Here is a 15409-nt window from a genome sequence, read left to right as displayed (position 1 = left end):
TCCTCCTTATTTAATTCCACTTTGAATAAATCCTTCTGTAAAATAGCGCTGCCCTACCATATAAAGAATAAGAACAGGAATAATCGTTAACGTTGCGGCCGCCATTGTCGGAACCCACTCAATGAAAGATTCACTTCGAAACTGAATGATGGCTACTGGTAACGTTAATTTGCTTTCATCCATGAGAATAATGAGCGGCCAGTAATAGTCATTCCAATTGTTCACAAACAAGATAAGGAACAAACCGACAACAATAGAGACAGACGAACGAATATAAATATGATAGAGCGTTTTAACATGCCCAGCTCCATCAACGACTGCCGCCTCTACTAAATCTTTTGGGATTTGCATAAAAAATTGCCTCAGAACAAAGATCGCATAGCCACTAGCCAAATGTGGTACAATCACCCCCTTAAATGAATTCACCCACTCAAGCTCATTCACAACGAGAAAGGTCGGCAGCATAATCGCTTGCGGTGGGACCATCATCGTACAAAGGACAAAATAGAATAGTATTTGACTCCCTTTAAATTGATAATTCGCAAATGCATAGGCCGCAAACACGCCGATGATGACTTGTCCAGCTGTTAGAATCATAGCTACAAAAACACTATTTCCTAACCATATAAAGAAGGGAGTCGTATGTAAGACATGTGCATATCCTTCTAAGCTAAAGACAGAAGGGATAAAGAAGGCGATTCGTTGAAACGCAGAGCTTGTAGCTGAAATGGAAATACTAAACATCCATAAAAACGGAACGAGAACAAGCAACGCAGACAATATCAATATGATATGTAGCATCCATTTATGGAGTGGTGACTGCTTCATAAATAACACCCTTTCCAACCTTTACTGGTAATGAACATATTTAACGAGTAGCTTTAGTTGAATGACTGTGAGGACAAGAATGACGGCAAATAAGAGCGTCGCTGCAGCGCTTGCTGTCCCTGTGTTAAAGAATCGAAAAGCTTCCTGCCATATATAAAACACGACAACATTTGTCGAATGATTCGGTCCACCCATCGTTATAATTTGTACGAGGGCAAACACTTGGAACGAATAGATCATCGTCATAACTGTTACGAATAGATGGACAGGCGATAGCAACGGAATCGTTAGTCGCCAAAATTGATACCAAGGCGTTGCACCATCTACAGCCGCTGCTTCATAAAGGCTTTGATCGAGCTGCTTTAACCCTGCGATGTATAGCACCACATTGTAACCAAAGGATTGCCATACTCCAATCACCATAATGGATAAAAGTGCTGTATTCGGATTCGCCAACCAATTGACACCGTCGATTCCAATCATTTGTAAGAACTGATTCAACAGTCCTGATTGCGGACTGTAAATCAACGAGAAGGAAAGCGATGCAGCCGCAACAGAGACGACGACCGGAATAAAGAAGAGAAACCGGTAAAAAGAACGAAGCTTCCCGGCTTTTTCAATAAGAACGGCATACACTAAACCGAGTATCACCGCAAAGGGCACCGTCACAAACACATAGTAGAGTGTTTGAATAATCGACCTCCAAAAGACGGCATCACCAAACAACCCCTCATAATTACTCAACCCAACAAACGACATATCCCCATTCAATAAATTCCAATCTGAAAAGCTAATCACAAATGAAAAGAAAAACGGAAAAACAAAAAAGATCGCATATAATAAGAGAGCAGGAAACAAAAAATAATAAGGAACATATAACGACTTAAACTTTGACACCATCTTCCTCTATTCACCTCCGTTTATGAGACATAAACTGTCTCTATTCACACGAAAAACCTGTGACTCCTCATACGTATCCCCTTAAATCAAGGAATCATATGAAAAGCCACAGGTTATTCTCTCAGTTTTTAAACCTATCTTTTCTATTAAATTGTTAATTATACTTTAAACGGATAATGTTAAGGGCGTATTAATTGGGGGTTTGGTTTTTGTAAATAAGAAACTTGTCGACGGAACCTCATTCCGCTATTTCCTTCATAAATGCTATTTTGATAGTCCTTCCGGAACCTCATTCCGCTATTTGGTCTTTTTCGCTTCATTTCTCTCTTCCTTATGAGTATTAGCGGAATGACGTTCACTTAGCAGAAGAAAAGCTACGCAAAGGCTTTTCTTAATCGCGACGCACGCAGTCTTTACAAGGGTTTGAGCTTTTTTTAATGTGGGATTTTTTTTAAGTGTAACGTATGAAGCCAACAACACCCGCGAACCCACTTAAAGCTAACTTAATTAAATGATTATCTTAAAAAAGTAGGATGTTAAAAAGAAACCTTACTTTTTTAACATCCTACTTCACACTCTTTCTGACATTTCAACACTATTATTACTTCTATAACATCTTCTACAAACAAAATCCTTTATTTATACAACGGTCCAAAATTCTGACATGCTCGGAAATCAGCACTTGTTAAGTCCTCCGTACCAAAGGCACTCCATGCACTCGGTCGGAAAATACGATCATGACTCACATTATGCATGGATACTGGAATCCGTAGCATAGAGGCAGCTGTCAACAACTCACCACCGATATGCCCATAACTCACAGCCCCGTGATTAGACCCCCAATTATTCATAACAGAGTAAACATCTGTGAAAGCCCCATTTCCTGTTAATCTAGGAACAAACCAAGTCGTCGGCCATGTTGGATCGGTTCTTTCATCTAAGACATGATGAACATCTTCAGGCAGTTCAACGGTATACCCTTCAGCTAATTGCAGAACAGGACCTAAACCTTGTATGATATTGATTCTTGCCATCGTAACGGGCATGTCTCCCCTTGTTGTGAAATCTGTTGAAAAGCCCCCACCCCTGAAAAAATCAACGGCTTGGCACCATTCCGTTGCACGTAAACATTTCTCAATCTCTTCTTCACTAATATCCCAAAACGACTTCATAGCAGGTCTACCATCCACTTCTTGTTGACCTGTACCATCCAAAGCTGCTGGTCCAGAGTTAATAAGATGAATCATTCCATTAGCCGCTCTACCTGTTAGTTTATGACTTGTAACCCGTTGTACAGCTTCTGGACTCCAGTAAGTACGGACATCAGCAAATATTTGCGCAGCGTTTGTTATGAGATGACCAAGTAACATCGTCGCCCCATTCAGCGTATCATTTTCTGTCGCCACCATATACGGCTCTCGTACGCCGTTCCAATCAAATGACGAAGAAAGTATTGCCTCACTGACATCACCATTAGGCATGAAATCAGTCCATGCTCGTTGACCTTGAAAGCCAGCAGCAATAGCATTATGCCCCTTCGCTTCTTCAAGAAATCCTTTTTGTGCGAGCTTTTCATTTCCAACCATTAGATCTCTTATAATGAGTGTCATCTTTACTACCGTTTCCCAATCACCTTCTTGCTGCTTATCCGAACGCTGTAGCTCGGGTGGATTTACATTTCTCCCTACTTGCAGATTTTCCTTTACCCATTTCAACGCATGTTCATATTCTTCTTCATCATAAATGTTCAACTCTAACCGTCTCATACATTCACTCATATCAACATACTCATTTCTCATACCTAAATACTGTTGGAAGAAGCTCTCATCAGCAATGCAACCCGCAATTCCCATAGACACTGTTCCAATAGATAAGTAAGATTTGCCACGAATGATGCTTACAGCTAGTGCCGATTTCGTAAATTGAATAAGCTTCTCTTGTACATCCAATGGAATTGACGTATCATTCATTTCTTGAACATCACGACCATAAATATTGAAAACAGGTAACCCTTTCTGATTATGTGCAGCCGTAGCAGCTGCTAAATAGACGGCCCCTGGCCTTTCCGTCCCATTGAATCCCCAAATGGCCTTAATGGTATGAATATCTTGATCGATGGTTTCTGTTGGGTAGCACCATGAAGGCGTAACAGTAATCGTAATACCAACCCCTTCCCTCCTAAACTTCTCCGAGGTTTGCGCCGCTTCTAGCACTCCACCAATTGTTGTATCTGCAATTACACATTCGACAGGAGTTCCATTAGGATAATGTAACTGTTCTTGAAGAAATGTCGATACTGACTGAGCCATCCCCATAGTGACATCCTCTAAAGATTCACGAATCCCCCCTTGCCGACCATCTATAACAGGTCGAATCCCAATCTTCGGGAAATCTCCAACCCATCTTTTTTCATTTAAACTCATAGCAAATCCCCCATTACCTAATTTAATATTCGTTCACCCATTCATTAGATTAGCAGGCCTCTTATTTTGAAATACATCAATGATAGCTTGCGCTGTTAAAAGTCCTACTAAATGATACGTTTCATAAGTCTCAGCGGCAGTATGTGGTGTCGTTATAATATTCTTAAGCTGAAACAACGGATTTGTAGACTTAGTCGGCTCTTCTTCATACACATCAATAGCAGCAGCTTGCAAGTGTCCAGAATGTAGTGCTTCGTACAAGGCGTGTTCATCAACAAGTCCTCCACGCGATGTATTAATAAAGTAGGCCCCTTCTTTCATTTGCTGAAACCGCTCCTTATTCATAAAATGATGAGTCTCATTCATATGTGGAAGATGCATACTGACCACATCACACTTCCTTAAAATATCCTCATAAGACATAAACGCAACATTGTATTTGTCTGCAATAGCGTCATTAGGATATTTATCGTATGCATAAATTCCCACATCAAATCCTTGCAGTTTCTTCGCTACATTTTGAGCGATATTACCAAATCCTAAGAGCCCGACCTTTTTCCCTTTGAGCTCAACACCTACAAAACGATCCCAACTCCCGTGCTGAGTCGTATGATGCAAAAGAACCGTATTTCGTAAGCTATTTAAGATAAGATTAATCGTTAATTCTGCCACAGCATTCGAATTTAATCGAGGAGCGTTCGTTACGTGAATGCCATATTCCTTCGCCTTCTCTAAATCGATATTGTCTACCCCAACCCCAAACCTCGATATCACCTTCAGATGAGGTGCCAATTGAAATACCGCTTCATTCCAACTATCTACTCCCGCTACGACTCCATCAATATCTGATATGACCTCTCTCAACTCTTCGAAAGTCATCGGCCGATCATTTGGATTTTCAATAACATCTATTTGGTTCTGTTCTAGTAAAAATTTAGCCTCTTTGCATAACGTTGAATAGTTCGTTGCCGTTACTAATACTTTCTTTCTTGCTTCCATCTCTAATCCCTCACTTCTCTAAGGTAAAAACACATTAATTTGTGGTAAATACGTCACAATAAATAGAGCTAATATCATTAATAGGAACATTGGAACGATGGCTTTACTTATTTCCCAGACAGATAACCTCGATATTCCTATTCCAACAAATAAGGAACCTCCTATAGGTGGTGTAATTAAAGCAATTGCCAGATTAACGACAAGAATAATTCCAAAGTGGATGGGATCGACCCCGATCTCCAATGCTACTGGCAACAGAATCGGTGTTAAAATAATAATTGATGCGATCACATCCATAAATGTCCCAACTAATATTAAGAAAACATTAATTAATAACAACAGGAGAATTCGATTATCGGTCATACTCGTTAATGTCGTCGCAACCATATCTGGTATTCGTTCAATTGATAGAAGTCTTCCAAAGAACGTAGCTGTACCCGTTATAATTAAAATAACTGCCGTCGTGAGTGCAGCGTTACTGAACACACGGAATAAATCCTTAAAGGCTAATTCCTTATAGACAAATAACCCTATAATGAGCCCATATACGGTTGCTACAACAGCTGCCTCTGTTGGGGTAAACACACCCCCATAGATTCCTCCTAAAATGATGACGGGCATCATTAATGCCCATGAAGCACTTAGAAATTCTTTTGCGATCTCACTAGCAGATAGCTTCAAGTTATCCTTTGGGTAATTGTTAACCTTCGCATAAAAATAGCTATACAAGATTAATATAAGCCCCACTAACAAACCTGGAATAATACCAGATAAGAACAAACTTCCAATCGATGCAGACGCCGAGACTCCGTAGATAACCATCGGAATACTTGGGGGAATGATTACGCCAATTGTTCCAGCAGCAACAATAATAGCCGTAGCAAATTTCTTATCATAGCCTTGCTGAACCATTAAAGGAATAACCATCCCTCCAATAGCAGCAACGGTCGCTGGACCTGAGCCAGAAATAGCAGCAAAGAAAATGCACGTTACAACTGTAGCAATCGCTAAACCACCAGTAATATTACCGACGAAAATCTTGGCAAAACCAAATAGCCTTTTAGAAATACCGCCTTTACCCATTACTTCACCAGCTAAAATATAAAACGGTATCGCCATTAAAGGGAACGAGTCCGCAGATGTCACTAATCCTTGTACTAAATAAATAGGAGAGACTGCACCACTATAAAAGATAGTAACAAGACACGCTAGTCCTAAGGCAAAACCGATCGGCACTTTGAGTAACATAAAAAGAAGAAATGAACCGAATAATATCGCAGCAACCATATCCTCACCCCTATCACTACATTTCTTTTAATTCTTCTGTCAAGATCGAATCCCAGTTTCGAATGACATGTACTAAGTTCTGAATTAACCTCAATAATGTGATTGTCATTCCTATTGGCACTGAGAGATACACGTAAATCATATTAATTCTCATCGCTGCACTCGTTTGACTAAAGTTCGTTAGTTGCTCTATCAGAAACACACTATAGTAAATGACATAAAGAGCAAATAATCCTACTAATACATTCGATATAAGTAGCATTACTTTTTTCAATGTATCAGGGACAATATCATACACCACATCTAAACAAATATGTCTCGAGCGCTTCACACCATAAGCAATCCCAATGTAGATCAACCATATGAAGCAATATCGTGCAAGCTCTTCTGACCAAGCAAGCGAATTATCAAAGATAAATCTCATCGTAATTTGCATCGTAATAGATGTTAATGACACAGCAAGTAACGAAACCAAGATCCATTCCTCAAGATGTTCATTTATTTTCTTCAAAATGCTCATTTCCATTCCTCCTAGAGGATAGTGTCTTATTAACACTTGAAGGAAGGACTTGAATACCTTCCTTCAAGCAAACTACATTATTCAAGTGAAGCTTCTAAGAATAAATCAACAACCTCTTCCCCTATATCGTCTTTAAATTCGTCATACACTTCTAATGTAATATCTTGCATCTGCTGAAGATCCTCCTGCGAAAACTCATACACTTCCATGCCCTGCTCTTCTAGTTCAGCCCTTGCATCAATCTCCTCTTGCTGAGCAAGCTCCCGATTGTGTTCAATAGCTTCACTTACTGCCTCATCGAATACTTGCTGCAAGTCTGAAGGTAGCTCTTCATAGAAAGCTGAATTGGTAATAATAACATTGGGAGCGTATACATGATTGGTTACTGTTAAGTAATCCTGAACTTCAAAGAATTTATTCGCTACGATTAACCCAAATGGATTTTCTTGCCCATCTACTGTTCCTTGCTGTAACGCCGTATACAATTCACCAAATGCCATCGGAGTTGGATTAGCCCCTAGTAGCTCCCACGCTCTAATATGCGTTTGATTTTGCATTGTACGAATCGAAAGCCCTTGAAAATCCTCTATCGATTCAATTGGTTTTGTATCATTTGTTACATTACGGAAACCGTTTTCAAAGTATCCTAATCCTTTTAATCCCGCACCATCTAAACCTTCTAATATCATTTTCCCTGGCTCTCCATCTAGAACTTCATATGCAATATCACGACTCGTAAACAAAAATGGCATATCAAGAATTGCGACCCCTTTATTAAAACCACCTAATGCAGCAGGTGAAGGAGATGCCAAATGTACCTCTCCCATTTGCATAGCCTCAATAATTTCCCGATCTTCCCCCAGCTCACCCGCAACGCTTAAATCAACTTGGAAGCGACCATCAGAGTTCTCCTCTAGCTGTTCTTTTAAGAAGTGAAACGTCCTTGTCAGTGAATGCTCCGGTCCTACTGCTCCGCCAGCAATACGAATCGTATATTGCTCTTGCTCTGACCCTCCATCATCACCAGTCGTCGAAGTTGAACCATCATTTCCACACGCCACTACAACCAACAGTAAGCTCACCATTAAGATACTTAGGATTCCTTGTTTCATCATAAATTCCCCCTACCTCTTTTTTTACTGCTCTACTATTACGTGTACGTCCTCTTTAATTTCTTCTAATTTCTTTTTCAAATCGGCAATTTCATCTTCTGTTATATCCAAATGAGGTGCTTTCATATAACCGCCATTCAACCCACGCATTTTTAATGCTTCTTTAAAATAAGACATGTTACTACCATTTTTTAATGCATCACAATATTTTGTCGCAATACGCTGTATCTCTCTCGCTTTTTCAATATTTCCTTCTTGATATGCATCATAGAGAGCAACGAACGGTTCTGGATAGACAGAAGATACTCCTGACACCGTTCCCGTACAACCTAATGTTAGAGCAGGTAAAAACAAGTGATCCGGTCCAAATACGACATCGAAATCTCCATTATTCACATTTAAATATTTACTTGTTAGAGTGAAATCCGGAAAGCTGTACTTAAGTCCGACAACGTTTTCACATTTCTCAACTATTTTTTCAACTACATCGACTGACAATTCATTACTTGCACATTGAGGAATGCTATACAAATACACCGGGAAATCCACTGGCAAGCTCTTTGAAAGCTTGACATAATAATGTTCCATTTCTCGTTCATTTACACCGAAATAGACAGGTGTAACAGCTCCAATTCCATCCGCCCCAATAGTATGTGCGTGCTTCGCTAACTCTATTACATTATCAAATACAATATCCCCAACATGAATATAAACGGTTATTCTCTTATTCGCCGTCTTAACGACCGTTTCCGCAATAGCCTTTCGCTCTGAAACAGATAATTTAAGCATTTCACCAGTCGTTCCAAGTGGATATAGACAATGAACTCCTTTAGAAATCAAAAACTCCGTCAACTCTTCAACTGCTTTTAAATCTACTGTACCGTTCTTATCGAACGGGGTAACCATAGCTGTCGTAACACCATATAATTTCTTCATTCGCTTCACCTACTTGTATAATTTCTCTCCATATTTCAAAGCTTATTTCTAAGTGATTGACTACATTTACCATCACCTCCCTATTTGCTAAAACGTTATAGCAAAAAGTAAAATAGTTAGCCAGTAATGATACTGACTATTTCTAACAACTGCTTCTTTTCATGATTTCTGTCTTAAACCTTATTTCCTCTGGCTTCAAGATTTGATGATTCATCATACTCAATAATTGATTCACACAAGCTGCGGCCATCTCTTCAACAGGCAAATGCACAGTTGTTAACGGCGGTGTCGTAAAAGCTGTCTGTACATCATTATCATGTCCTATCATTTCCAAATCCTCTGGAACACGTATGCCATTAGCATGACAAGCTGCTAAAGCACCCATAGCCATCGGATCACTTAAAAAGAATATTGCTGAGGGCATCTTCTTCCCACTGCTTACTAGCTTATGAATGACCTCATAACCACCTTTTTCAGTAAAATTACCTTCTAGAACGAACAGGTTCTCCATGTTACTTTTCTCGACACGATCTAAAAATCCCTCTTGCCTATGCCTAACAGCTTGTGACGAAATCTTCGGAGTTACGATAGCCACTCGCTCATGACCTTTACTTTCAAAATATTTAGCGACTTCCACTCCTGTCTCAAAGCTATCCACATTGACAGTATTGTATTTATCTGAATACCTCTGATAGAGAACTACAGGAACCTTTAGATCATTTGTTTCTAAAAAATTCAAATCCTCATCAGATGCGTTCGCCACGATCGCCCCATTAAATCTTGTTCCTGTTCTTAAACTTTCTACCTCATCCAATTTACCGTTTTCATATGGCTGAATTAATAATTCAAACATCCCATCTTTATAAATAGATTTTGACTGAATACCTTGTAGGAAGCGACTCATCAATGAAGCTCTTGCATCAAGTGTCCATAAAATAGTGAGAACAGGTATCTTACTTTTATCATTGTTTCTTAGTCTTCTTGCTGAAATACTCGGAAGGTAGCCTAACTCACGAGCTATTTCTAAAACCTTCTTTTGTGTCGCATCGGAGATTCGCATTTTCTCTGCTTTTCCATTTAATATAAATGAAACGGTCCCCGAAGACACTCCTGCCTTCTCAGCAATTTCTCGAATAGTAGCCATACATTCTCTCCAATAATCCATACTTATATTTTGCTAAAACGTTATAGCATTTCGTTATTTACAGATTAATAAATATCATTCAATTTGTCAAGCGCTTTCATTAAATTAGTTATTAACAACCCAACCTTTCTTCTCCTCAAACAAAAAACCACACCAACAAACATCATAATGAGAGCAGGTGTGGAATATACAAACTGATTATTCTATTTCTTTTTTTTTATTTTTCTAGTATCTTCTAGTAAACAATTTAAATACTTGTCTAATTTTTGACTATACATAAGAGTCTCCGGATGATCCAACCCTTTTGTTAACCCCGTGCGAATCATTATGGCGCGTAGCTTTTCAACCTCTATCCTAACGTGTGACGTCTTAGTGCCCATAACTCCCCCTACTTTTAGACTAACTCCATATTACAATATCAAATCACCGTGGTTAAGAGATTCGACAAAAGCTCCGATGAATAGACAACAATTTAAGTCAAAAAGCATTGGTCCTTTGTTCTATAAAAACCGACATCGTTCGTACAATTTTTTTGCGGTGATGAGACATTTCATTCCATAATGATTCAAACTTCAACACTACCAATCATCAATGATAGGAATGGCACTTCACGTTCTTACAGTTGAACGAATACGAGCGATTTTCTCTTGTAGACCCTTCACTTTTCGTGACGCAACGAGACATTCACGTTCATTTACCATTGTTATCTTACGCTTATAGGTAATATTGAAACAATCATAATGGCGGTTAAGACAAGTGCACCATATTTTTTTAGCATCTATCATTCTCCTTCATTTATTAGTCGCTCATGAGCATTTTCAGTTAACCTACGAATGCATTACCATCATTTTCAATTTTTAGCCATAATTGTCGTAAACGATTGATTTTTCGTCGTGAACGTTACAGTCTCTACTTTGTACCTTTTTCCTATAGCATAAAAAAACCACCGATAGAGTATTCCCTCTTTCAGCGGCTTCCTTTTCTTATTCACTTACAGGCGTTTTGATTTGATATTTTTCAATATATGTCGCAATCTCTTGTACGACGTCCTTCGCCTTTAAGTCATCATTTGTCATACGGTTTGCTTTCTCTCTTATCGACACTAACAATTCTTTAAGATCTCGTTCAGTTAATTGCTCAGACATTTGTAGAATACTCCTTATTCTCTCAATCTAAGTAAATGATTCTCTCACATGTTTACTATCATACTGTCAGTTTATCGTTCTGACAAGCATTAATAAAGTAGGATTTCTTCTATTTTTGTAAAAGCTTGGCGAATAAAGAACAAACCTGATACCTGATGTCGAACAGCGAGTCTCAAAGTCGTTTAATCTAGCATCGTTTCAACATAAAGATACCTCTTGTTAACACGATTTAACGCTGATTCATAAGGATCTCAATTTCCCATCGATTCAGTAGTCTTTTACGATTTGAACCAGACTGGGAGATATCATAGTCAATAACAGGGATACTTGCCGGGTCAATTGCTTCTTCAGGTGATTGGGCTAGTTTGTGAGTTAGCAATTGATAATTACCAACTTGTTTTCCGATTTCCTGAGCCTGTTTTGTTAAGGCCCAGTCAACAAATGTCTTTGCTTCTTCAAGATGAGGAGAATTCGCTATGATAGCAACTGCTCCGACCTCATATGTCGTTTCTTCTTTCGGAAAGATCACACTGACATCACGAAATCCTTCTCTATACAATTTAATGGCATCCTGAGCAAACATGATGGATACAGCCTGATCTCCCATCGCAACGCTACGACCATTTGCACTTCCCGAGTATGTGTATTCAGAAACGTTTTGATCAAGCAATTGTAAGAAATCAAACCCTTCATTCTCGCCATAAAGTTGAGTGAATAAAGATAGAGTGAGATAACCTGTTCCTGAACTTCTTGGATCTGGAAGAGTGATCCAATTTTGATACTCTGACCGTAATAAATCAGTCCATGTAGAAGGGAGATCTATACCTCTTTCGATATGCCATTGACGGTTGGCAACGATTGATAACACACCAACATAAATACCAGTCCAATATCCATTTTCATTTTTATATATATCAGGGATAAAAGATGCATTAGGGGAAATGTAGGGATGAAGCAGCCCCTCTTTTTGGGCTTGAGCGAATACATCAGCAGGCCCACCATACCAAACACTTGCAACTGGATCATCTGCTTCATTCTGCAGATGATCCAGAATATCTCCGTTACTCATTCGGATAAAATTCACTTGTATGCCCGTTTCCCGTTGGAATTGTTCCATAGCCTTAATAGCATGGTCAGGGTACATCCCTGCATAGACGTTTAATTTTCCTACTTCATTTTTAGTTTGGCACCCTAAAAGAGCACCTATTAATATTAAAACGCACAGCAAAAGGAAAGGTGCCTTCCTGCTCATAACTGTTCACCTCTAAGTTGTTAAGCACTTGGAACGACATGTAAAGAAGATCTTGCAAAAGTAAGTCCTACCTGCTCACCCTCATTATATGTCTTTCCTCCACTCGGATTCGATACTACTGCAAAAAGAAGCGTATCATTAAACTCTAGTTCATACTCTTGAGTTTGACCCATAAAGATGCTTTTGACAACCTTTGCTTCAAAATCTCCTTCATGACTAATTTGAATCGATTCGGGACGTATAACTACTTCTACTTGCTGGCCAACATTAAAATCTTGAGCATTTTTTTGATCAATAAGAAGTTCACTGTTGTTATAACTAACTCTTAGTTGATCAGATTTTACAATTTCTAACACTTTACTAGAAAGAAAATTAGCTGATCCGATAAAATCAGAAATGAATTTAGATTGTGGTCGCTGGTAAATCTCAGTTGCTGTGCCAATTTGTTCGATTTTCCCTTCATTCATAACGATAATTTTATCACTTAAACTCATGGCTTCTGATTGATCGTGTGTAACATAGATTGCCGTAATACCGACCTGTTTTTGAATACGACGAATTTCATCACGCATTGTAATTCTCAATTTTGCATCTAGGTTGGATAAAGGCTCATCAAAAAGCAATACGCTTGGTTCCATCACAAGCGCCCGGGCTAGAGCTACTCGTTGCTGCTGACCACCTGATAATTGATTAGGCATCTTATCGCGATGAACATTCAAATTCATAATCTCGATGACGGGTTCTACTCGCTTATCTATATCATTATCTCTTAATTTCTTGATTTTTAGTCCATATACAATGTTTTCATATACGGTCATATGGGGAAAAAGCGCATAAGATTGGAATACCATTGTGCAATCTCTTTTGTTTGCTGGAATGTTTTTGACGTTTTGGTCTCCAAAATAAATGTCCCCGTCAGAAATATCTTCAAAGCCAGCAATCATTCGTAAGGTGGTTGTTTTACCACAACCAGAAGGACCTAATAGTGTGGCAAATTCACCTTTTTCAATAGTAAGACTCACATTATGAACAGCTTTCACTTTATTACCTTGATCATCGGTAAATTCCTTCGTAATATTTTTAATTGATACCTCTTTAGCATTCATTGTTATTCAAACCTCCTGATCATTCTTTTTAATTTGAAATAGTCGCCTCAGGCATTGGTACATGCTTTTTATTCTTACTGCGTTTTTTAGCTTTTCGATCAATAGAGTAGAATTTGACTATCGCATTCAGTATTAATAGTGAGATCACCATGATAATGATCAATAATGTACTATATGCACTTGCAACCCCAATTCGACCTGATTCTACTTGAGATAAAATAGAAGCAGTAATTAAGTTATACTTTGCAGAAACAAGAAAAATTACAGCACTCATTGCAGTCATACTTTTCACGAACGTATAGATTAACGCACTGAAAAAGGCTGGTTGAATCAAAGGTAAAACAATTGAGAAAAATGTTTTTCGTCCACTTGCTCCAAGGTTCATTGAAGCCTCTTCAATTGAAGGGTCAATTTGCTGAAGCGCCGTTATACCTGAACGAATTCCGATCGGCATCGAACGAATGATGAACGCTGCAATTATAATAAATGCTGTTCCTGTTATAGCCAAAGGAGCGGTGTTAAATGAAAGAATATATGATATACCGATAACTGTACCTGGAATGGCTATAGCTAGCATACTAATCGATTCCATTGCCTTCTTACCTGCGAACCGTTTACGAATGATTAAAAATGCAATAATCATTGCAATCAGACCGCCAATAGGTGTTGCAATTAAAGACAATTGGAAAGTATCTACAATTGCTTTTTGACCGATCGAGAAAACAAACCTATAATGGTCGAGTGTAAAGCTGTTGTCAATACCCCAAAGTTTGATGAATGATCCAATTGGAACAAGTATGTAGAAGAGCAATACTGTTCCAGATAAGAAATAACAAGTGCTAATCATAAATGTACGAAGCTTACCTTTTTCAACCATTTTTCGACCAGAAGTCGGTTTTCCTGTAACCGTGACATAGCTTTTTTTACCGACCCAGAATTTTTGAATAGAGAATACAATAAGAGTAATTGTAAGTAGTAACATTGCAAGAGCAGCACCTGCTTGCATATTATAACTACCGACTGCCTGTAAATAAATTTCACGTGCGACCGTATTGTAATTACCACCAATTGTCATCGGGTTTCCGAAGTCAGCCATTGATTGAATAAAGACTAAAAGATACGCATTCCCGATACCTGGAATGGATAATGGGAGTGTAACCTTTGTGAATGTTTTCCATCGACTCGCACCTAAATTATCACTTGCTTCTTCCAGTGCAGGACTAATTGATCGTAATAAACCTGACAGAACAAGAAATCCTACCGGAAAGAAGCTTAACGTTTGAACTAAAATCAATCCATGAAGTCCATAAATATTGGCGCGTTCCATCCCGAAGATCATTTCAGAAATAAAGCCACCTCGACCAAACAATAAAATGGCAGATAAAGCAATAACAAATGGAGGAGAAATAAGTGGTAAGATAGCAATTCCATTAAACATTTTTTTAAATGGTACTGCAATATAAGCAAATGTATACGCAAAGAAATAAGCAATAACAGTTGAAAGCGTTGCCACAATAAGTGCTAATACTAAAGAGTTGACTAAAGATTGAAAAAGTTCTCCTCCCGATAATACACGTTCATAGCCTACTAAAGAAAAGCGACCTTCACTTATAAAACTAGTAATAAAAATTTTAAAAAGTGGGAAGGCAATAAATGTTATGAGCGAGAGCATAATTAAAACGACCAATAATAAGAGCAATGGTTGCGAGAATAATGGTCGAATATTATGTTGGTAATAATCTCTAAGCATTCTAATC

At 38.5% G+C, this 15409-nt stretch carries 14 protein-coding genes; all 14 read right to left on the bottom strand.

The features are described 5' to 3' along the window. Positions 1 to 6 precede the first annotated feature (6 nt). Positions 7 to 828 carry a carbohydrate ABC transporter permease gene (locus tag MW695_RS01855; RefSeq protein WP_247102430.1) on the bottom strand — a complete coding sequence of 274 codons (822 nt, stop codon included), beginning with the start codon at positions 826 to 828 and terminating at the stop codon, positions 7 to 9. A 21-nt stretch (positions 829 to 849) separates the two neighbouring features. Next, positions 850 to 1728 (bottom strand): carbohydrate ABC transporter permease, encoded by an 879-nt coding sequence (locus tag MW695_RS01850; RefSeq protein ID WP_247102427.1) that lies wholly within the window; start codon positions 1726 to 1728, stop codon positions 850 to 852. A gap of 635 nt (positions 1729 to 2363) precedes the next feature. Next, positions 2364 to 4151: an L-fucose isomerase gene (locus tag MW695_RS01845; RefSeq protein ID WP_247102415.1), complete on the bottom strand. Its 1788-nt coding sequence runs from the start codon at positions 4149 to 4151 to the stop codon at positions 2364 to 2366. A gap of 33 nt (positions 4152 to 4184) precedes the next feature. Next, on the bottom strand, positions 4185 to 5150 hold the full coding sequence (locus MW695_RS01840; protein ID WP_247102413.1) for a phosphoglycerate dehydrogenase: 966 nt from the start codon (positions 5148 to 5150) through the stop codon (positions 4185 to 4187). An 18-nt stretch (positions 5151 to 5168) separates the two neighbouring features. Further along, complete coding sequence (locus MW695_RS01835; protein ID WP_247102411.1) at positions 5169 to 6437, bottom strand: TRAP transporter large permease; 1269 nt, start codon at positions 6435 to 6437, stop codon at positions 5169 to 5171. 16 nt (positions 6438 to 6453) lie between these two features. Next, entirely contained in the window at positions 6454 to 6957 is a 504-nt protein-coding gene (locus MW695_RS01830) for a TRAP transporter small permease (protein ID WP_247102409.1), read from the bottom strand. Between the two features lie 77 nt (positions 6958 to 7034). Next, positions 7035 to 8069 (bottom strand): TRAP transporter substrate-binding protein, encoded by a 1035-nt coding sequence (locus MW695_RS01825; RefSeq protein WP_247102408.1) that lies wholly within the window; start codon positions 8067 to 8069, stop codon positions 7035 to 7037. Between the two features lie 24 nt (positions 8070 to 8093). Next, positions 8094 to 9005, bottom strand: a complete 912-nt coding sequence (locus MW695_RS01820; RefSeq protein WP_247102405.1) for a dihydrodipicolinate synthase family protein — start codon at positions 9003 to 9005, stop codon at positions 8094 to 8096. A gap of 142 nt (positions 9006 to 9147) precedes the next feature. Continuing rightward, positions 9148 to 10149, bottom strand: coding sequence for a LacI family DNA-binding transcriptional regulator (locus tag MW695_RS01815; protein ID WP_247102403.1), 1002 nt, complete (start codon positions 10147 to 10149; stop codon positions 9148 to 9150). A gap of 203 nt (positions 10150 to 10352) precedes the next feature. Beyond that, positions 10353 to 10529, bottom strand: coding sequence for an aspartyl-phosphate phosphatase Spo0E family protein (locus MW695_RS01810; protein ID WP_247102394.1), 177 nt, complete (start codon positions 10527 to 10529; stop codon positions 10353 to 10355). A gap of 603 nt (positions 10530 to 11132) precedes the next feature. Continuing rightward, the gene (locus tag MW695_RS01805; protein ID WP_247102392.1) at positions 11133 to 11294 is read right to left on the bottom strand and encodes a hypothetical protein; all 162 of its coding nucleotides are present in this window, start codon (positions 11292 to 11294) and stop codon (positions 11133 to 11135) included. Between the two features lie 229 nt (positions 11295 to 11523). Next, positions 11524 to 12546 (bottom strand): ABC transporter substrate-binding protein, encoded by a 1023-nt coding sequence (locus tag MW695_RS01800; protein WP_247102388.1) that lies wholly within the window; start codon positions 12544 to 12546, stop codon positions 11524 to 11526. A gap of 20 nt (positions 12547 to 12566) precedes the next feature. Continuing rightward, positions 12567 to 13652, bottom strand: coding sequence for an ABC transporter ATP-binding protein (locus tag MW695_RS01795; protein ID WP_247102385.1), 1086 nt, complete (start codon positions 13650 to 13652; stop codon positions 12567 to 12569). Positions 13653 to 13680: 28 nt separating this feature from the next. Next, positions 13681 to 15402 (bottom strand): ABC transporter permease, encoded by a 1722-nt coding sequence (locus tag MW695_RS01790; RefSeq protein WP_247102382.1) that lies wholly within the window; start codon positions 15400 to 15402, stop codon positions 13681 to 13683. Between the last annotated feature and the right edge of the window lie 7 nt (positions 15403 to 15409).

This window comes from Halalkalibacter sp. APA_J-10(15) (genome assembly GCF_023017105.1).
In the GTDB taxonomy this organism is placed as follows: domain Bacteria; phylum Bacillota; class Bacilli; order Bacillales; family Bacillaceae_D; genus Halalkalibacter.
This window is presented reverse-complemented; position numbering and strand designations above follow the sequence as displayed.